This window comes from Neobacillus sp. FW104-15D2, assembly GCF_058790155.1.
Map to the genome: position 1 here is coordinate 15107 of NZ_JBYTCJ010000020.1, position 18599 is coordinate 33705.

General features: G+C 41.0%; 21 protein-coding genes. 18 read left to right on the forward strand and 3 right to left on the reverse strand.

Annotation, left to right across the window (positions count from 1 at the left end):
• Positions 1-30: 30 nt before the first annotated feature.
• Together AC3WR0_RS15915 and mciZ are read right to left on the reverse strand one after the other, a co-directional pair.
• Positions 31-939 (reverse strand): aldo/keto reductase, encoded by a 909-nt coding sequence (locus AC3WR0_RS15915; protein ID WP_492553233.1) that lies wholly within the window; start codon positions 937-939, stop codon positions 31-33.
• 68 nt (positions 940-1007) lie between these two features.
• Positions 1008-1136, reverse strand: coding sequence for a Z-ring formation inhibitor MciZ (gene mciZ / locus AC3WR0_RS15920; RefSeq protein ID WP_492553234.1), 129 nt, complete (start codon positions 1134-1136; stop codon positions 1008-1010).
• A gap of 72 nt (positions 1137-1208) precedes the next feature.
• Between mciZ and AC3WR0_RS15925 the strand changes: the two genes are divergently transcribed.
• On the forward strand, positions 1209-1763 hold the full coding sequence (locus AC3WR0_RS15925) for an NUDIX hydrolase (protein WP_492553235.1): 555 nt from the start codon (positions 1209-1211) through the stop codon (positions 1761-1763).
• The gene (locus AC3WR0_RS15930; RefSeq protein ID WP_492553236.1) at positions 1760-2929 is read left to right on the forward strand and encodes an endonuclease Q family protein; all 1170 of its coding nucleotides are present in this window, start codon (positions 1760-1762) and stop codon (positions 2927-2929) included. Before AC3WR0_RS15925 ends, AC3WR0_RS15930 begins: the two co-directional genes overlap by 4 nt.
• Before the next feature lie 321 nt (positions 2930-3250).
• On the opposite strand, the gene AC3WR0_RS15935 is transcribed toward AC3WR0_RS15930, so the two are convergent.
• A complete protein-coding gene (locus tag AC3WR0_RS15935; protein ID WP_492553313.1) occupies positions 3251-3694 on the reverse strand; it encodes a GNAT family N-acetyltransferase in 444 nt (147 codons plus the stop codon).
• Positions 3695-3913: 219 nt separating this feature from the next.
• Here AC3WR0_RS15935 and spoIIM point away from each other — a divergent pair, with 219 nt between their 5' ends.
• The 16 genes from spoIIM to lysA all read left to right on the forward strand — a co-directional run bounded on the left by spoIIM (position 3914) and on the right by lysA (position 18544).
• Positions 3914-4558, forward strand: a complete 645-nt coding sequence (gene spoIIM, locus AC3WR0_RS15940) for a stage II sporulation protein M (protein ID WP_492553237.1) — start codon at positions 3914-3916, stop codon at positions 4556-4558.
• A 108-nt stretch (positions 4559-4666) separates the two neighbouring features.
• Positions 4667-5167 carry a ferric iron uptake transcriptional regulator gene (fur, locus tag AC3WR0_RS15945; RefSeq protein ID WP_492553238.1) on the forward strand — a complete coding sequence of 167 codons (501 nt, stop codon included), beginning with the start codon at positions 4667-4669 and terminating at the stop codon, positions 5165-5167.
• 490 nt (positions 5168-5657) lie between these two features.
• Entirely contained in the window at positions 5658-5885 is a 228-nt protein-coding gene (locus tag AC3WR0_RS15950; protein WP_027323745.1) for a YqzK family protein, read from the forward strand.
• Positions 5886-5892: 7 nt separating this feature from the next.
• Positions 5893-6786 (forward strand): site-specific tyrosine recombinase XerD, encoded by an 894-nt coding sequence (xerD, locus tag AC3WR0_RS15955; RefSeq protein WP_492553239.1) that lies wholly within the window; start codon positions 5893-5895, stop codon positions 6784-6786.
• Between the two features lie 246 nt (positions 6787-7032).
• Entirely contained in the window at positions 7033-8214 is a 1182-nt protein-coding gene (deoB, locus tag AC3WR0_RS15960; protein WP_492553240.1) for a phosphopentomutase, read from the forward strand.
• A 137-nt stretch (positions 8215-8351) separates the two neighbouring features.
• A complete protein-coding gene (locus AC3WR0_RS15965; protein WP_492553241.1) occupies positions 8352-9173 on the forward strand; it encodes a purine-nucleoside phosphorylase in 822 nt (273 codons plus the stop codon).
• Between the two features lie 29 nt (positions 9174-9202).
• Entirely contained in the window at positions 9203-10507 is a 1305-nt protein-coding gene (locus tag AC3WR0_RS15970) for a pyrimidine-nucleoside phosphorylase (RefSeq protein WP_492553242.1), read from the forward strand.
• A 121-nt stretch (positions 10508-10628) separates the two neighbouring features.
• The gene (locus AC3WR0_RS15975) at positions 10629-11795 is read left to right on the forward strand and encodes a D-alanyl-D-alanine carboxypeptidase family protein (protein WP_492553243.1); all 1167 of its coding nucleotides are present in this window, start codon (positions 10629-10631) and stop codon (positions 11793-11795) included.
• A 259-nt stretch (positions 11796-12054) separates the two neighbouring features.
• Positions 12055-12405, forward strand: coding sequence for an anti-sigma F factor antagonist (gene spoIIAA, locus AC3WR0_RS15980; RefSeq protein ID WP_492553244.1), 351 nt, complete (start codon positions 12055-12057; stop codon positions 12403-12405).
• Positions 12406-12407: 2 nt separating this feature from the next.
• Entirely contained in the window at positions 12408-12848 is a 441-nt protein-coding gene (spoIIAB, locus tag AC3WR0_RS15985) for an anti-sigma F factor (protein ID WP_166022500.1), read from the forward strand.
• Positions 12849-12860: 12 nt separating this feature from the next.
• A complete protein-coding gene (gene sigF, locus AC3WR0_RS15990) occupies positions 12861-13619 on the forward strand; it encodes an RNA polymerase sporulation sigma factor SigF (protein ID WP_027323753.1) in 759 nt (252 codons plus the stop codon).
• Positions 13620-14026: 407 nt separating this feature from the next.
• Entirely contained in the window at positions 14027-14650 is a 624-nt protein-coding gene (locus AC3WR0_RS15995) for a stage V sporulation protein AA (RefSeq protein ID WP_492553314.1), read from the forward strand.
• On the forward strand, positions 14640-15062 hold the full coding sequence (locus AC3WR0_RS16000) for a stage V sporulation protein AB (protein ID WP_492553315.1): 423 nt from the start codon (positions 14640-14642) through the stop codon (positions 15060-15062). Before AC3WR0_RS15995 ends, AC3WR0_RS16000 begins: the two co-directional genes overlap by 11 nt.
• 24 nt (positions 15063-15086) lie before the next feature.
• Positions 15087-15656, forward strand: a complete 570-nt coding sequence (spoVAEA, locus tag AC3WR0_RS16005; RefSeq protein WP_492553245.1) for a stage V sporulation protein SpoVABEA — start codon at positions 15087-15089, stop codon at positions 15654-15656.
• Positions 15650-17125 carry a spore germination protein gene (locus AC3WR0_RS16010; protein ID WP_492553246.1) on the forward strand — a complete coding sequence of 492 codons (1476 nt, stop codon included), beginning with the start codon at positions 15650-15652 and terminating at the stop codon, positions 17123-17125. The genes spoVAEA and AC3WR0_RS16010 overlap by 7 nt, the downstream gene beginning before the upstream one ends.
• 126 nt (positions 17126-17251) lie before the next feature.
• Positions 17252-18544, forward strand: a complete 1293-nt coding sequence (gene lysA, locus AC3WR0_RS16015; protein ID WP_492553247.1) for a diaminopimelate decarboxylase — start codon at positions 17252-17254, stop codon at positions 18542-18544.
• Positions 18545-18599 lie beyond the last annotated feature (55 nt).

The following is an 18599-nucleotide window of genomic DNA, read 5'->3' on the forward strand; positions in this document are numbered from 1 at the left end:
GCCAAAACACGGGCTCTCCTCTTATATATTTTATCGATGGTCCTGATAAGTATCTGCTCGGGAAAGAGAATGAATTAAAGTTAATTCCTCAGTAGTCAGCGGTGAGGTTTTTACTGCTCTTGCGTTTTCCCTTATTTGCTCAGTGGAGCTTGCACCTGCAACAACCGATGCAACGGCCGGATTAGCAAGATTATACTGCAAAGCAATTTCTGTCATGGAACGGGCACCAGCCACTTTTTCTCTTATAACAGGCAGGACTTCCTTCAAGTCTTCAAACCCGTACTCAAGATATCCTTTGGAAGTTGCCTTTTCAAGCATCTTATCGCTTAACAGTCCTTTGGCCAGCGGTCCGCGTGTAACTACACTAATGCCATGGTCGTGGATGAATGGTAAAATCTCCTCAGGTCGGCGGTCCAAAATGCTGTATTGCATCATGATTGATACAATGCTGGACTTTTGAATGTACTCCTTAATAACGTTTGGCCGTATGGATGATATTCCATAATAGCGGATGAAACCCTCCGACTTTAATTCTTCAAAGGCTTCAATTGTTTCCTCAATCGGATCGTCCATAGTTCCTCCGTGAAGCTGGTATAAGTCAATATATTCTATACCTAGCCGCTTTAGGCTGTCTTTTACCGCTTCTTTAATATGTGCTTTGGATGGATCCCAGAACCACCCTTCACGACTCTCGTTCCAGCGGTTGCCTGCTTTTGTGGCAATAATAACTTTATCTCGGACATTTTTTAATGCGTCTCCGACAAGCTTTTCATTTTCGCCAAAATCGTATAAGTCAGCTGTATCAAAATAGTTAATTCCTTCTTCTAAAGCTGCTTCAATAATCGACTTTGCTTTTTTCTCCTCTGTTCCAATCGACATGCAGCCGAGACCAAGTTCGCTAACCATTAAATCTGATTTTCCAAGTTTACGTTTTTTCATCTGCCAGCCCCATTTCCTTTTTGCACTATTTTACGGTACAAGGAGGCTTACTTCAAATGATGTGTCTTTTAACCCTTAATGGATTGAATCCATTCAGAAACGGAAGAATAATGTTTATTGTATTCCTTTAATTTTTGTACAATCTCCCAGCCTTTGCCGACCATAATAAAGCCTTTTGAATGAAGATAAACCTTCATGACAGCCCCTCCATACTAAGTATGGTAAAATGTATGAGCAAAACATAACGGATTAGAACAGGAGTGACAGGAATGAGCCGCCTTGAGGAAAAAACCATTCATACCGAAAAGATCTTTTCAGGAAAAATAGTTACCTTGGAGGTTCAGGAAGTTGAGCTTCCAAATGGAAAAACCTCCAAGCGTGAGATTATAAAGCATCCAGGTGCCGTAGCGGTGCTGGCAGTCACAAATGAAAATAAACTTGTAATGGTTGAACAGTATCGTAAACCGCTCGAAAGGGCGATCGTTGAAATACCTGCTGGAAAACTTGAAAAAGGCGAAGAACCGGCTGTTTGTGCTCGCCGTGAGTTAGAGGAAGAAACAGGGTATGAGTGTGAATCACTTGAACTGCTGGTATCTTTTTATACATCTCCCGGATTCGCAGATGAGATTGTCCATGTTTATCAGGCAAAGGGATTATCTAAGAAGGAAAATGCTGCTTCACTTGATGAAGATGAGTTTGTGAATCTAGAAGAAATCACTCTCGAGGAAGCATTGCAATATATAAAAGAACAAAAAATTTATGATGCCAAAACAATTTACGCCGTTCAGTACTTTCAGCTTCAAGAGGCGTTATCTGGAAAATGAAAAAATACTACGCCGATTTGCACATACACATCGGGCGAACCGCATCAGGCAAGCCAGTAAAAATTACTGGAGCAAAAACGCTTACTTTTTCGAATATCATTAAACATGCCCGGAATGAAAAGGGTCTTAATATGATTGGAATTATCGATAGCCATTCCCCTGAGGTCATTTTGGAAATGCAACAGCTAATTGAAGCGGGGGAGATTGTTGAAAATGAAGGCGGAGGGCTCGCCTACGGTGATTTAACCATCATTCCTGGTTCAGAACTCGAAATTTATGATGAAAATTGCAAGGGACCCATTCATGTGCTTTGCTTTTTTCCAAGGCTGGAAGAAATGCGTTCCTTTTCTCAATGGCTGAGCGGTCATTTGAAAAATATTCAGCTAAGTTCCCAGCGGATTTATGTGACAGGAAGGGAATTACAAAAGGTGGTTAAAAGCCTTGGCGGATTGTTTATTCCCGCTCATATTTTTACTCCTTTTAAAAGCCTTTTTGGAAAAGGAGTTCAGCGTTCATTGACAGAAGTATTTGATCCGGCACTCATAGATGGAGTTGAACTTGGACTTAGTGCCGACACTTCAATGGCTGATACTCTTGGCGAGCTGCATCCTTATGCTTTTCTTACTAACTCAGATGCTCATTCGCTCGCGAAAATTGCCCGTGAATATCAGGTGATTGAAATGGAAGAACCTACTTTTATGGAGCTTGAGAAAGCTTTGAAAAGGGAAGGCGGGCGTAAAATAGCCGCTAATTATGGTCTCGATCCACTTTTGGGGAAATATCACAAAACAGTCTGTGCGGAGTGCATGCATGTGATGGATCCAAATGAAGGAATATGCCAGCATTGCGGAAAGAAAAAGATAGTTAAAGGTGTTTCTGACCGGATCAGAGAACTGAAAACGAAAGAAGAGGGACCACGTTGGAGACCACCTTATGTACATCAGGTTCCTTTGGAATTTATTCCGGGATTAGGTCCTAAAATGCTGGATACTCTGCTTCAGCACTTTGGTACAGAAATGGCAGTCCTGCATGAAGTGCCATATGAAGCCATAAAACAGGTTGTACCTGTTAAAATAGCTGATCTCATCATGGGGGCGAGAGAAGGTACCCTTTCACTGAATGCAGGTGGAGGGGGAAAATACGGAACAGTTGCCTCAAAAAGCTGATAAGCGGCTGTCAGATCGAACATATGAATAAGCGTATGCCTAAAATTGGGCATTTATGGTTTGATAAGGGGGAAGCCACGAGAGTGGTTTCCCTACTTTATTATGAGCTCCTTAACTGCCAGAGGTTTGACTCTGAGACAGCCATTTGAGAAAAAATCATAAGTTGTTTAGTAGTTATTATAAGTAAAAACTGGGCAGTTAGTAGAAATAAACCTTATTACCAGAAGGGAAATAGCATGTTCTAAGAAAGAGAAATCTATAAGTGAAGAGAAAGCGGAATTCAATTAAAATTAGAAAGAGAAGGGCACTGCCTCCATCATTCTAAATTAATTTGTAATAAAAGACAGAAGCATCCAGAACCCCATTGAAGGACTTTGCATATTGAGGGATGCGGCGGCCAGCCTCTATGTAGCCGAGTGAACGATAAAGCAGGTTAGAGGGATCTCCCTCTCTTGTGTCCAGTACCAGCAGGGTTCGGTTTTCCTCCCGGGCACGTTCCTCTGCCTTTTCCATTAACAAGCGGGCAAGCCCTTTGCGCCGAAAATCAGGATGGGTCATTAATTTAGCAATTTCAGCACGGTGGCTTCCATTTTGTTTAGAGTTTAAATGCAACTGAACGGATCCGGCAATTGTTCCATCTATCTTTGCTGTAAATAATAAAATCCCATCCCCGTTTACGGTTTCCCAATAAGCTTTTGCATCCCTCAGATTTAGAGGTGGTAAGAAACCAATAGATGCTCCGTCTTCCACCACCTTAATCAACATTTCCGAAAGTTCAGTTATATTTTCTCCGACTGATTTTAATTCAACAATCTCTCTCAAGTTAACATCCCCTATAAAACTATTTAATTCTTAAAACTTCCAAAGAAAATACTATATTTTTCCTAAACAGTATAGCACCCACAATAAAGTGACTCTATCTTTTTGTCATACAACAAAAGGACAGGCATAGAATGTAGTAATTTAGCAGTAGGAGGAGCCGAAATGAAGAAACGAATGTACCATAACGTCGCCGCAAGTTATTTTCGCGAGCATTCCTCAATTTTTCTATTTGTGATCATTCTATTTTTAATGGGAGTAATCTTTGGAGCCGTTGTCGTCAACAGCATGAGTTTGTCGCAAAAAGAAGATTTATTCTATTATCTCTCCCAGTTTTTCGGAGAGATTTCAAGCGGAAAGGTAGAGGCAAATCAGGATTTATTCCTTCAAAGCTTTCTCCATAACAGCAAATTTATCGGATTGATGTGGATTCTCGGTATTTCCATTATTGGGCTTCCGATTATTCTAATTCTTCTTTTTATAAAAGGAATGGTTGTAGGGTTTACAGTTGGCTTTTTGGTTAACCAGATGGGATGGAATGGCTTTTTGCTTGCCTTCGTTTCCATCCTTCCTCAAAACCTTATTATTATCCCAATCTTTATAATAATGGCAGTGGCATCTGTATCTTTTTCACTAAAAATGATCAGCAGGCAATTTATGAAAAAAGTTGGTCAGCCATTTACTCCTTTAATTAAAAGATATTTTGCAGCTCTTATTGCAGCTGCGGTTTTCATTTCTGCCGCATCGGGAATAGAAGCATATCTGTCACCGGGACTTATGAAAACAGTTGTTCAGGTTATTAAAAAATAATTATTATATAATAATAATTATATAAACTTGTTTATAATAATTTTAGTTTGAATCCTGTTTTCCTTCTGTTATAATGAAAACTAACAGTAGCGAGGGAGGGACTTCGGGATGGAGACAAGAATTGAGAGAATAAAGAAACTATTGCATTCATCGAGCTACAAGCTGACACCCCAACGTGAAGCTACCGTTCGAGTTTTATTGGAAAATGAAGAGGATCATTTGAGTGCTGAAGATGTATACCTCCTTGTTAAAGAAAAATCGCCCGAAATAGGGCTTGCAACTGTTTATAGGACGCTGGAATTGCTTACAGAATTAAAAATTGTTGATAAAATTAATTTTGGCGACGGAGTTTCCCGTTATGATCTTCGCCAGGAAGGTGCCGCTCATTTTCACCACCACCTTGTCTGTATAGAATGCGGTGCGGTGGATGAAATTCAGGAGGACCTGCTTGAAGATGTGGAAGCTATTGTTGAAAACCGTTGGAATTTTAGAATTAAAGATCATAGGCTGACATTCCATGGTATTTGCCATCGCTGCCAGGAAAAAGAAACAGAGACAGAAACAGAAACAGACCAGTTGAATACTGAAACCGGAACCTTCTCTTCATGATGAGGTTCTTTATTTTTGGCTCCTTTCTAAGAGATTGTTGTAATTTTAAGAGAATGTGAGCAAAAATAGGCGAGGTCACGAAAAAGCATTCGCATTTTCTTCGTGCGGTGTCAATTCATTCATGCAGCCTCAACGTCCTGCGGGAAAAGCAAGCCAGGCGGGGAGCCTGCCAGGTCGTAAGGCACCGAGGAGGCATGCTCTGCGCTACAGAATATTGAAGCAGCCAGCCTTCAGCCCGTCGCAAAGCTGCAAATAGCTGTACACAGATGCGTATTACGAGTATTTATAGGGAGTAGCATGATTGCCCGCGGAAAGCGAGCCTATTTTTACTTTTATAAATAACAAAAGCCTTATTTTTTTAAAGATAAACCAGACTCTAGAGGTATAAATCTTGTCCAAATTGGCATACCTTTTATTAGCCGGAATCTTCAGGCAAGTATCAGCTTGTTTTCCCTGGCTCATATTTATGACAATTCGGAGGAACGCCATTATGTTGTCTTTTTTTAAAATGGTTTATCAAACATTAAAAGTTTTTATTTTATTTACTGGATGCACGATACTTTTTTATTATGCTATTATGTGGATAAATGAAGAATATCAGAATTACCACCGCTATGAAAAGCCGGAAGGGGCAGCGGTAAAAGTGTCCGCTGCGGCAGAGGATGAAAACTCTTCCTGGTACGATAGACTATTATTGTTTTACTTAAACGGGGAGTAATGTAACCATGGAAGACCATTTGAAGGACTTTATGCATTTTTTAATAGTAGAAAAAGGACTTGCAAAAAACACTATCGTGTCTTATGAACGTGATTTAAAGAGTTATATAAGTTATTTAAAGAATGTGGAGACCATCGCTACTCTTAACGTTGTCCAGCGTGTGCATATTGTCCATTTCCTTGGACATCTCAAGGAACAGGGGAAGTCTGCTAAAACTCAGGCAAGGCATGTAGCTTCCATTCGTGCCTTTCACCAATTTCTTCTAAGGGATAAGGCGACAGACCATGACCCATCTGTGCACATTGAATCGCCGCAAATGGAACGGTCTTTGCCAAAGGTATTAAGCCTGGAAGAAGTTGAGGTGCTGCTTGAATACCCAAAGCTAAATGATCCTTTTGGAATAAGGGACAAGGCTATGCTCGAGCTTCTATACGCAACAGGTATCCGTGTCAGCGAACTGATTGGCTTGAATATGGGAGACATCCATTTAACAATGGGATTTGTCCGCTGTATTGGGAAAGGGAATAAGGAAAGAATTATTCCTCTTGGTAAAGCGGCGGCGAATGCAGTGCAGAATTATCTAGAGAACGCGAGAGGAAGGCTTGTTTCCAAGAAACACAAGGATGATGCACTTTTTCTGAACCTGCGCGGACAGCGGCTGACTAGGCAGGGCTTTTGGAAAATCCTCAAAAAGCTTGCACAAGAAGCTGGAATACAGAAAGAGCTAACCCCGCATACACTAAGGCATTCCTTTGCAACACATTTGCTTGAAAATGGGGCTGATTTAAGGGCTGTACAGGAAATGCTCGGACATGCGGATATATCAACCACACAAATCTATACACATGTAACCAAAACAAGGTTAAAGGATGTTTACCGCCAATTTCATCCGAGAGCTTAATATTTTGCTAGAATTGTCGAAAAGCTGCCATAAATAATAGGTGGCTTTTTCTTGTAATTTCTTAATCTTTTAGTAAAATAAAGATGTCAGACTTCTGACGAATTTATTCACAAATTTTGGTTAATCAATACCAAAAAGGGTAATATACACTTATGTATTCCAGAAAAAAATAAGTTTCAGCTTTTATGCTGAAGCTGTTTAATTCTGTATTTAAGTAACCGTTTTCATCTCAAGGAGGGTAACTCGATGACAGCTGCATATAAACGCGTTTTTCTTATAGTAATGGATTCAGTGGGAATTGGAGAAGCACCTGATGCGGAAGTATTTGGTGATAAAGGTTCTGACACTTTTGGTCATATTGCTGAGAGGATGAATGGCCTTAACATGCCAAATATGGCTAAGCTCGGTTTGAGCAACATTCGTGAAATAGGCGGAGTGGAAAAAGCAGAAAAGCCGCTTGCCTCTTATACAAAAATGCAGGAAGCTTCAAATGGAAAAGATACTATGACAGGACACTGGGAAATCATGGGGTTAAATATTAAAACCCCATTCCGTGTTTTTCCAGATGGTTTTCCGCCCGAACTAATTTCAGAACTTGAAAACCGTACTGGGAGAAAAATAATTGGCAATAAGCCAGCGAGCGGAACAGAAATTCTTGATGAACTTGGAGAGGAACATATGAAGACGGGTGCGCTGATTGTTTATACATCTGCAGACTCAGTCCTTCAGATAGCTGCACATGAAGAGATTGTACCTCTTGATGAATTATATAAGATTTGTAAAATCGCACGTGAACTGACACTTGATGAAAAGTACATGGTTGGCCGTGTGATAGCAAGGCCATTCCTTGGAGAACCAGGGAACTTTAAGCGAACCGCTAATCGCCATGACTATGCTCTAAAGCCCTTCGGCCGGACTGTAATGAATGAGTTAAAGGATGCAGGACTAGATGTAATAGCAATAGGGAAAATCTCTGATATTTACGATGGAGAGGGGGTAACCCAATCACTCCGCACAGTTTCCAATATGGATGGAATGGATAAACTCGTTCAAACCCTGGACATGGAGTTTAAAGGTCTTAGCTTTTTGAACTTAGTGGACTTTGATGCTCTTTATGGACATCGCCGTGATCCAATCGGATATGGCAAAGCTCTTGAAGAATATGATGCAAGGCTTACAGAGGTATTCTCTAAGCTGAAGGAAGAAGACCTTTTAATCATCACCGCTGACCACGGAAATGATCCTGTACATCCAGGAACAGACCATACCCGTGAATATGTACCTCTTTTAGTTTATTCAAAGGGATTGAAGGAAGGAAAAGAGCTGCCTCTTCGCGAAACCTTTGCTGATATCGGTGCAACTGTGGCTGAGAACTTCAACGTTACAATGCCAGAGTATGGTAAAAGCTTCCTAAGTGAATTGAAATAAGAAAAGCAGATAGTGCTCTAACCACAAACTTAAGTGCCAGCGAACTATCGCCCGTTAAAGCTCACAGGTCAGGTACCTAACCTGGATTGCCTAAAGCGGGTGATAAATTTTACATAACGTTAAAATGAGGGATAAAGATGAAATTAGAACAAATTCAAGGAGCAGCAGACTTTTTAAAAGAGAAATATTCAAACAAGCCTAGAATCGGTCTTATTCTGGGATCGGGCCTCGGTGTTCTGGCTGATGAAATCGAAGATCCGGTAAAGATTCCTTATCACGAAATTCCGGACTTTCCTGTTTCAACTGTTGAAGGTCATGCAGGTCAGCTTGTTTTTGGCACACTTAGTGGAGTAGAAGTGGTTGCTATGCAAGGAAGATTCCATTTTTATGAAGGCTATTCCTTTGATAAAGTAACCTTTCCAGTTCGTGTAATGAAGGAGCTAGGTATTGAAGTCCTGATCGTGACTAATGCTGCCGGAGGCGTTAACCAAAGCTTTGAGGCAGGGGACTTAATGCTTATATCCGATCATATTAATAACATGGGTTCCAACCCGCTGATCGGACCGAATGATGCCCGCTTGGGTGCGCGTTTTCCTGATATGTCAGAGGCTTACTCCAAAGAACTTCGCGTCCTTGCAAAGACCGTTGCAAGCAGAATTAATCTTAAAGTAAAAGAAGGCGTTTATGTAGGCAATACGGGTCCTGTTTACGAAACACCGGCAGAAGTGCGGATGATTCGTGTTCTAGGCGGAGATGCAGTTGGAATGTCAACTGTGCCAGAGGTAATTGTAGCCCGCCACTCTGGGATTAAAGTGCTTGGCATCTCTTGCATTTCAAATATGGCTTCCGGAATTCTTGATCAGCCATTAACACATGATGAAGTTATCGAAACAACTGAGAGAGTAAAGTCAGACTTCCTGCTATACGTAAAAGAGCTTGTTCTGAGCATAGCTGAATAATTTATTTTTAAAGCGGAGTGATGATGGCAATGAGAATGGTTGATTTGATTGAAAAAAAGCGTGACGGATTGGAGTTATCCTCAGAAGAAATTAATTTTATAATAAAAGGATATACAGATGGTAGTATACCTGACTACCAGGTCAGCGCTCTAACCATGGCTATTTTTTTCAAAGGAATGACGGAGAAAGAGCGCGCAGATTTAACGATGGCAATGGTTGAATCAGGTGATCAAATTGATCTATCACAGATTAAGGGTATCAAGGTTGATAAACATTCAACCGGAGGTGTTGGTGATACTACGACACTAGTACTTGGGCCACTCGTTGCATCAGTAGGAGTGCCTGTGGCAAAAATGTCCGGACGCGGATTGGGCCATACTGGCGGAACAATTGACAAGCTTGAAGCGGTGAAAGGATTCCATGTTGAAATTGAAAACAGTGAATTTATCAACCTCGTCAATAAAAATAAGATTGCTGTTATAGGCCAAAGCGGAAACCTTACCCCTGCTGACAAAAAACTTTACGCTTTAAGAGATGTAACGGCAACTGTGGATAGCATTCCGCTGATAGCGAGTTCGATTATGAGTAAAAAAATAGCCGCAGGAGCCGATGCTATAGTCCTGGATGTAAAAACAGGCGCGGGAGCTTTTATGAAGACTCTTGAAGATTCAAAGGAATTGGCCCGTGCAATGGTCAGAATCGGAAATAATGTTGGCAGAAAGACAATGGCCGTGATTTCGGATATGAGTCAGCCGCTTGGTTTTGCAATTGGAAATGCCTTGGAGGTCAAGGAAGCCATTGACACGCTCAAAGGTGAAGGACCGGAGGATTTAACAGAGCTTTGTCTCACACTAGGCAGTCATATGGTGTATCTAGCTGAGAAAGCTTCTTCACTGACTGAAGCTCGTGCATTGCTTGAGGCTGCTATCAAGGATGGCTCCGCCCTTGATAAGCTTAAGGTCTTCTTAAGTTCCCAAGGTGGTGACGCAAGCATCGTTGATGATCCATCGAAATTGCCCCAAGCTAAATATACATTTGAACTAGAAGCTAAAGAAGATGGCTTTGTATCTGAAATCGTCGCTGACGAGGTAGGAACAGCAGCTATGCTCCTTGGAGCTGGCCGAGCAACAAAAGAATCAGTCATTGATCTGGCAGTGGGCCTTGTTTTACGCAAAAAGATAGGCGACCAAGTAAAGAAGGGCGAATCAATCGTTACTATATACAGTAATTTTGAAGATGTAAATGAAGTGAAAGAGATGCTTTATAACAATATAATTCTTACCGCTGCAAAGGTAGAAGCTCCGGTTCTCATACACGGAGAAATCACTGAATAAATTTATTTCGAAAGTTCGGGAAATGTTCCCGGGCTTTTTTATTTTTGAAGTAAGGAAAATACTGTATAAAAATGTTTGTTTTGGAAAAAATGACCCTATAAAGAATAGGAGGGTTATGCGAATGAAACGAATCGTCTCAATTATAGTTATGTTCTTACTGATTTCATCCCTTGGCATGCCTGCTTTTGCCAAAGAAAACAGTGATGATAGTCTTGTCAAAAATGTTAAGTCTGCCATTCTAATTGAAAGGGATACAGGAAAGATTCTTTATGAGAAAAACAGCAATCAAAAGCTTCCCCCTGCCAGCATGACGAAAATCATGACCATGCTGTTAATTATGGAACAAATTGATAAAGGAAAATTATCCTGGAATGAAAAGATTCGAGCAAGCGAATATGCTGCTTCAATGGGCGGATCTCAAATTTTCCTAGAGCCTGGCGAGGAAATGACGGTAAAAGAAATGCTCCGTGGAATTGCTATTGGTTCAGGAAATGATGCTTCTGTGGCTATGGCCGAAAGAATAGGTGGATCCGAGCCTGCATTTGTAAAAATGATGAATAAAAAAGCCAAACAGCTTGGCCTTAAAAACACAGTATTCAAAAATACTACTGGACTTCCGGTTGAAGGCCACTACAGCACTGCACATGATATGGCTATTATGGGAAAGGAATTATTAAAGTATCAGGATATAACTAAGTTTACCGGGTTGTATGAGGCTTACCTGCGTGAAGATACAGATAAGAAATTCTGGCTTGTAAATACGAACAAACTGGTCCGCTTCTACCCTGGGGTTGATGGCCTTAAAACCGGCTTTACATCAGAAGCAAAATACTGTCTTACAGCTACTGCGCAAAAAAATGGCATGCGAGTCATTGCAGTGGTATTTGGTGCTCCGACTTCAAAAGAACGTAATGCAGAGGTAACAAAGATGCTTGATTATGCATTTAGCCAATATGAAACTCATCCTATATTTAAACGCAATGTGAGTGTAGGAATGGCGAAAATTAGCAAAGGGAAAATAAGCAAAGTAAATGCTGTAACCAGTGAACCTATTTCTCTTCTAACAAAGAAGGGAGAAAAAACGTCAAAAATTCAGAAAAAGGTAGTTATAATGAAAGACCTTCAGGCTCCAATTGAAAGAGGAGATCAGGTTGGAACAATTCAGCTTGTAAAGAGTGGTAAAGTTCTAATGGAAAGCCCTCTGGTCGCTGAAAAGGATGTTAAGGAAGCAAGCTGGTGGAACCTCTATAAGAGAGCATTCGGCATGTTTACAAAGTCCGGTGAATAAGAGTTAAAATTATAAATCTAAATTGGTGACTGAAATCTTATAGGAAAAAACAAAGTGGATCGTAGTAATCTCAACATTTCTTGGGAGTTAAAAACGGGTGATAAAAGCAGGCCATGATCAATCGCACACTTCCGGGTGTCGAAAAGATAAGGAAGGGCACTTCTTTTAGCGAAAGCCGACTAGTTTTGTCTTAGGGGAAGGATATTGCCAAATTAAAAGCGAATTGACTCACTATACCAGATTAAGGAGGCCAGGGATAGTGAGTCTTAACATTGATATGGAAATAAAAAATAATGTTTTGTGCCTGCGTTTGAGCGGTGAATTAGATCATCATACAGCAGAAGAACTTCGCAAGAAAGCAGCTGGGACAATTGAAAGGAATCAAATTCGCCATATTGTCTTAAATCTGGAACAACTTTCGTTTATGGATAGCTCCGGTTTGGGCGTTATTTTGGGAAGATATAAGCAAATCAAGCAGGTACACGGTGAAATGGTCGTATGCGCTATTTCTCCAGCTGTTCAAAGATTATTCGATATGTCGGGCATGTTTAAAATTATTGGCATGGAACCGTCTGAAGAATTTGCTTTGCAAAGATTGGGGGTAGCGTAACCGTGAAAAATGAAATGAAACTGCAGTTTAGCGCTCTTAGCCAAAATGAATCTTTTGCCCGTGTTACTGTTGCTTCCTTTATTGCCCAGCTTGACCCAACGATGGATGAGCTGACCGAAATTAAAACAGTTGTTTCAGAAGCTGTTACCAATTCAATTATCCACGGCTACGATAATGACCCGGAAGGGATTGTTTTTATTAATGTAACCATTGAAAATGGATTGATTGAAATGTCCATTAAAGATATTGGACATGGAATTGCAGATGTGGAAGAAGCTCGTCAGCCATTGTTTACAACAAAGCCGGATTTGGAGCGTTCCGGTATGGGATTTACTATCATGGAGAATTTTATGGATGAGGTAGAGATTCATTCACAGCCTGGCAAAGGAACCGAAGTCAGACTACGTAAGCATTTGTCATCGAGCAAAATGCTTTGCAATTAAGGAGACTTGCCAATGGATGTGGAGGTCAAGAACGATCAGAACAAAACGTATTTAAAGGATCATGAGGTTAAGGAGCTTATTAAAAAAAGCCAGGATGGCTGCCAGGAATCAAGAGACCTCATTGTTGAGAAGAATATGCGCCTTGTTTGGTCTGTTGTCCAGCGCTTTTTAAACAGAGGTTATGATCCGGATGATCTATTCCAAATTGGCTGCATTGGGCTGTTGAAATCAGTAGATAAATTTGACCTATCTTATGATGTCAAATTTTCTACCTACGCTGTTCCCATGATAATCGGAGAAATCCAGCGATTTATTCGGGATGATGGGACAGTAAAAGTCAGCCGTTCCCTCAAAGAGATGAGTAATCGGATTCGGAAGGCAAAGGATGAATTATCAAAAGTTCTCGGCAGAATTCCAACTGTCAGTGAGCTTTCTGAAAATCTGGAATTGTCGCCCGAGGAGATTATCATGGCCCAGGAGGCAAGCAGGACTCCAACATCTATTCATGAAACTGTTTATGAGAATGATGGAGATCCTATTACTCTGCTGGACCAGATTGATGATGGAAACAATGGCAAATGGTTTGATAAAATTGCTTTAAAAGAAGCCATTAGGGAACTCGATGAACGTGAAAGACTGATTGTGTATTTGCGTTATTACAAGGATCAAACTCAATCAGAGGTAGCTGCAAGGCTGGGTATTTCGCAGGTTCAAGTTTCAAGGCTGGAAAAAAAGATATTACAGGAAATGAAGAGCCGCATGGATATATAAATCCTTGCGGCTCTTTTTTTCGTTGTTAAGGAAACTATAGATTTTAATCCTGTAGATAAATACAAATAAAGTTATTGGAATCTAGCTCCTACGCCCAGCCAGTTTTCCTCGGGAATTTACTTCATTGAATATCTTTTGAGGATCATGACCGATAGGTGATGATTCGAACAGCTCGGGGACATAAGCAAAACCACTCCAAAAATCAGGACAAGGAAAGCTTCGGAAGCATCAGCATCGCACGAAGGAAAAGCGCTGTTTTTTCGAGGTAGTAGCCACTTTAGCCTTTCATCATCTGATCAGGAAGTTTGCGCCCTTTGTTTCTTTTGTTAATTTTTGGATATCATGAAAATATCGATTTAATCCATACTAATCTATACGAGGAAATCATTGTGTGGGAAGTGAGAGTTTTGGAAAAAACGATCTATCTTCGCCTGCGGCAGCGTGTTCAGGTTTGGCCTGATGATAAAGTGATCTTAGAAGATATGGCGCAAATAATTGCGCCCGAATACATGCTTGCCGCCTTGCAGAAAATGGTGATATACAAGGTTTCACAGCAGGATCTCAATATTGTCGTTATCGATGTAATGAAGGTGATAGAAAAGATTTCACACCAATTTAAAGAAGCAGAAATCCAAACTATTGGACCCGCACAAACAATTATAGAAGTGGTTTATAAGAAAAAAAGAGTATCGGCTCCCATTTTTCTTTTAATATGGTTTTTGCTGTTCTTTGGTTCTGCTCTCGCCATAATGAACTTCCATGATGATGTCAGCATGAGGTCTGTACAGGAAAAGCTGGCCACAATAATCACCGGCAAACATGATCCGAAGCCTTTTCTTTTTCAAATACCATACTCTATTGGGCTGGGATTGGGAATGATTCTGTTCTTTAATCATATATTCCGAAAGCGGCTCAACGAAGAACCGAGCCCTTTAGAAGTAGAGATGTTTAATTATCAGATGGACCTCGATAATTATGTCATTATCAGTCAAAACAAGGAAAGTATTAAAAGAATAGATGATGACGATTAAAATTTTATTTGTTATCTTTATCGGCCTTGCCGGAGGGCTGGCAGTAGGAGCTGGATTTGTCGCTTTTTTAACAGTACTTGGTATCATTCCAAGGTTAACTCAGCTTAGTAAAACCATGAAAATGATTCAATGGTATGAAATCGCAGTTGTCTTAGGAACGATGGTTGGCATTGTGGCAAGTCTGCGGGACCCTGTGCTTGGAATCCATCCGTGGTTTTTAATACCCTTGGGCTTAGCCGGAGGGGTTTATGTGGGTATGCTTGCTGCAGCCTTAACGGAAGTGCTAAATGTAATCCCTATTCTAGCCAAGAGAATTGGAATGGACGGAGAGATAGTTACATTATTGATGGCTCTTGTGCTAGGAAAAATCTTTGGATCTATTTTTCAATGGGTTTATTTTATTCATCATTAACTTTCGGGCGAAAGGAATAACAGGATGAGCGAGAAGAGAAAAGTTATTCTCATAACAGATGGAGATGATTACGCCAGACGGGCAGTAGAGCATGTTGCTTTAGAAATAGGAGGCCGCTGTATATCCATGTCGCATGGGAATCCTTCTGCCCATAATGGTCCGGAACTGGTAGAGATGATTAAAAAAGCCCATCACGATCCTGTCCTGGTCATGTTTGATGATGGAGGTCTGCTGGGAGAAGGTTTGGGGGAAATGGCATTAAAGTATGTAGCACTCCATGAAGATATTGAGGTACTTGGAATCATTGCTGTTGCTTCTAGAACAAGGCAGGAAGAATGGACAAGAGTCGATGTCTGTATCGACAGAGACGGGGAACTAACACCATATGGGGTTGATAAATATGGAATTCCGGAAATGGAGATGGGCCGCATTAATGGGGATACTGTCTATTGTCTAGACCAACTGGATGTTCCCATTATTGTAGGCATAGGTGATATTGGGAAAATGTCTCGACGCGATCACTACGAACGCGGTGCACCTATTACAAGAAAAGCGGTCGAACTTATTTTGGAAAGGAGCGGTTATGAATGGTAGATATAGAAAAGGTGAAATGGCCCGTCCCTGATACTGTCGATGAAATTGAGCAGTACATGAAAGAAAGAGTCGGATTGGGAAAAAGTTTTGACCTGGGAGTCAGGAAACTTAAAATCCTTCGCAAGGATGTACATATCTACTTTGTAAACGGTCTGTGTGATACTGTGTATATTACACAGATAATTAAAGTTCTAGTTAGTATCAATGACCATGAAAAATTATCTACCGATTTGTTCAAAATAGTGGAAAACAGGCTGGTAAACCAGTCTGTAGAGCAAATTAAAACTCTTGATGACTGTATTACCAAGGTTCTTTCCGGACTTATTGCTGTTTTTGTCGATGGAGTAGGGATAGGGCTTATTGTTGATGTAAGAAGCTATCCAGGCAGGTCACCGCAGGAACCGGATACAGAAAAGGTTGTTAGAGGTTCGCGCGATGGATTTGTGGAAAATATTATTCTTAACACAGCGTTGACTCGGAGAAGAATCCGCGATGAACGGCTTCGCTTTGAAATGCTGCACGTAGGTGTCCGTGGAAAAACAGACGTAGCATTAGGATATCTTCAGGATGTTGCTGATCAGGATTTAATTGAAATTGTACGGAAAGAAATTAAAAATATTGTTATAGATGGAATACCAATGGCTGATAAAACAATTGAAGAATACTTGCTGAAGCAGGGATTCAACCCCTACCCTCTTGTCCGTTATACAGAGAGGGCAGATGTTGCAGCCGCTCATATATTAGAGGGTCACGTCATTATTTATGTAGATACATCTCCAAGTGTAATTATTACGCCGACTACTTATTTCCATCACGTACAGCATGCGGAAGAATACAGGCAGTCACCGGCGGTTGGTACCTTTGTCCGCTGGACCCGATTCCTGGGTGTACTATCTTCTATTTTTCTGCTGCCGCTCTGGCTGCTTTTTGTAGTAGAGCCATCAATGCTGCCAGAAAAGATAGCATTTATTGGGCCAAATGAACAAACTAATATACCGGTTATCATTCAGCTTTTTCTTGCTGATATGGGAATTGAATTTTTAAGAATGGCTGCGATCCATACGCCCACACCGCTATCAACTGCAATGGGTCTGATTGCGGCAGTTTTGATTGGCCAAATTGCTATTGATGTGGGATTATTTGTTCCGGAGGTTATTCTTTATGTAGCCGTGGCTGGTATTGGAACCTTTACGACACCAAGCTATGAATTAAGTGTGGCCAATAAAATTACACGAATCATTTTAATGATACTGACAGCACTGTTTCACGCACCGGGCTTTATTATTGGCACAACCCTATTCTTCCTCTTCATAGTAAATATAAGAGTACTTAATACTCCCTATTTCTGGCCGTTTCTTCCGTTTGAGCCAAAAGCCTTCTTGCATATTATTATCCGCCGGGCGGTACCTGGTTCGATTCTTAGACCAAGTATTGTCCATCCAAGAAACAAGTATCGGCAGCCCCATTAAAAGCCATTGCACTGAAGGCCTAAATTATGATAAAGTAATTTTAATTAAATAAAGGACTAAAGTAGACAGTATCTTTCGTGGATTCTGTCTATTTTTCAAAAGGGTCGGGAGAAGGGGCTGCACAAAATGACAGTAAAAGTCAATGAAATTGGACATCTTGAAATTGGCGGGGTGGATGCTGTAAGGCTTGCCGAACAATACGGAACCCCGTTGTATGTATATGACGTAGCACTGATCCGTGATCGGGCCAGAGGCTTTAAAGATACCTTTAAAAAACAAAATGTAAATGCACAGGTCGCTTATGCTAGTAAGGCCTTTTCAACAGTTGCCATGGTACAGCTTGCGGATGAAGAGGGCCTGTCCCTAGATGTTGTTTCAGGAGGAGAACTTTATACTGCTCTAGCAGGAAATTTCCCCCAGGAACGCATTCATTTTCATGGGAATAACAAAAGCCGTGATGAGCTTGAAATGGCCATTGATAATGGTATTGGCTGCATCGTCGTTGATAATTTTTATGAGATGGATTTATTGGATAGTATTTGCTCTGAAAAAAACACTTCGGTTCCAATTTTGCTGCGGGTAACCCCTGGAATTGAAGCGCATACCCATGATTATATTTTGACGGGTCAGGAAGATTCCAAGTTTGGTTTCGATTTGCAAAATGGCCAAGCCCAGAAAGCTTTGGAGAAAGCTATTCATTCAAGCAGGTTTCAGGTCTTGGGAATTCATTGCCATATCGGTTCCCAAATATTTGAAACGGTGGGCTTTCTTTTGGCTGCCCAAAAGATTTATGAAAAACTTGATTTATGGAAAAGAGAACTTGGTTTTGAGGCTTCAGTTTTAAACCTTGGCGGTGGATTTGGAATTCGCTATACAAAGGAAGATGAGCCTCTTGCCCCTTCGCAATATGTGGAGGAAATTATTGGAGAGGTGAAAAAGCTTTCTTCTTCATATTCTCTAAAAATGCCAGAAATTTGGATTGAACCGGGTCGTTCTCTAGTTGGCGACGCGGGAGTAACACTTTATACGATCGGTTCCTCAAAAGACGTTCCTGGAATCAGAAAGTTTCTTGCTGTTGACGGAGGAATGAGCGATAATATCAGACCTGCGCTTTACCAGGCAAAGTACGAGGCTGTACTTGCAAACAAACCGTTGGCCCCGTCTAAAGAGATTGTTTCGATTGCCGGGAAAGCCTGTGAATCCGGGGATATGCTTATTTGGGATCTTCCTATTCCGGAAACCGGAGCAAGTGATATCCTGGCAGTATTTTCTACAGGTGCATACGGCTATTCAATGTCGAATAATTATAACCGCCTGCCGCGGCCTGCAGTAGTTTTTGCTGAAAATGGAGAATCAGTGCTTGTAGTCAGAAGAGAAACATACGAGGACTTGCTGCGCTGCGATCTTCCTCTCAAATAGAATGATGAAAAAAGCCCCGCTTTCATGAAAGCGGGGCTAATTTTAGCTAATCAGA

Excerpts from the sequence above, each read along its gene's own strand:
- AC3WR0_RS15915 (WP_492553233.1), bottom strand. The coding sequence starts at position 939 with ATGAAAAAACGTAAACTTGGAAAATCAGATTTAATGGTTAGCGAACTT.
- mciZ (WP_492553234.1), bottom strand. The coding sequence starts at position 1,136 with ATGAAGGTTTATCTTCATTCAAAAGGCTTTATTATGGTCGGCAAAGGC.
- AC3WR0_RS15925 (WP_492553235.1), top strand. The coding sequence starts at position 1,209 with ATGAGCCGCCTTGAGGAAAAAACCATTCATACCGAAAAGATCTTTTCA.
- AC3WR0_RS15930 (WP_492553236.1), top strand. The coding sequence starts at position 1,760 with ATGAAAAAATACTACGCCGATTTGCACATACACATCGGGCGAACCGCA.
- AC3WR0_RS15935 (WP_492553313.1), bottom strand. The coding sequence starts at position 3,694 with ATGTTGATTAAGGTGGTGGAAGACGGAGCATCTATTGGTTTCTTACCA.
- spoIIM (WP_492553237.1), top strand. The coding sequence starts at position 3,914 with ATGAAGAAACGAATGTACCATAACGTCGCCGCAAGTTATTTTCGCGAG.
- fur (WP_492553238.1), top strand. The coding sequence starts at position 4,667 with ATGGAGACAAGAATTGAGAGAATAAAGAAACTATTGCATTCATCGAGC.
- AC3WR0_RS15950 (WP_027323745.1), top strand. The coding sequence starts at position 5,658 with ATGTTGTCTTTTTTTAAAATGGTTTATCAAACATTAAAAGTTTTTATT.
- xerD (WP_492553239.1), top strand. The coding sequence starts at position 5,893 with ATGGAAGACCATTTGAAGGACTTTATGCATTTTTTAATAGTAGAAAAA.
- deoB (WP_492553240.1), top strand. The coding sequence starts at position 7,033 with ATGACAGCTGCATATAAACGCGTTTTTCTTATAGTAATGGATTCAGTG.
- AC3WR0_RS15965 (WP_492553241.1), top strand. The coding sequence starts at position 8,352 with ATGAAATTAGAACAAATTCAAGGAGCAGCAGACTTTTTAAAAGAGAAA.
- AC3WR0_RS15970 (WP_492553242.1), top strand. The coding sequence starts at position 9,203 with ATGAGAATGGTTGATTTGATTGAAAAAAAGCGTGACGGATTGGAGTTA.
- AC3WR0_RS15975 (WP_492553243.1), top strand. The coding sequence starts at position 10,629 with ATGAAACGAATCGTCTCAATTATAGTTATGTTCTTACTGATTTCATCC.
- sigF (WP_027323753.1), top strand. The coding sequence starts at position 12,861 with ATGGATGTGGAGGTCAAGAACGATCAGAACAAAACGTATTTAAAGGAT.
- AC3WR0_RS16000 (WP_492553315.1), top strand. The coding sequence starts at position 14,640 with ATGACGATTAAAATTTTATTTGTTATCTTTATCGGCCTTGCCGGAGGG.
- spoVAEA (WP_492553245.1), top strand. The coding sequence starts at position 15,087 with ATGAGCGAGAAGAGAAAAGTTATTCTCATAACAGATGGAGATGATTAC.
- AC3WR0_RS16010 (WP_492553246.1), top strand. The coding sequence starts at position 15,650 with ATGGTAGATATAGAAAAGGTGAAATGGCCCGTCCCTGATACTGTCGAT.
- lysA (WP_492553247.1), top strand. The coding sequence starts at position 17,252 with ATGACAGTAAAAGTCAATGAAATTGGACATCTTGAAATTGGCGGGGTG.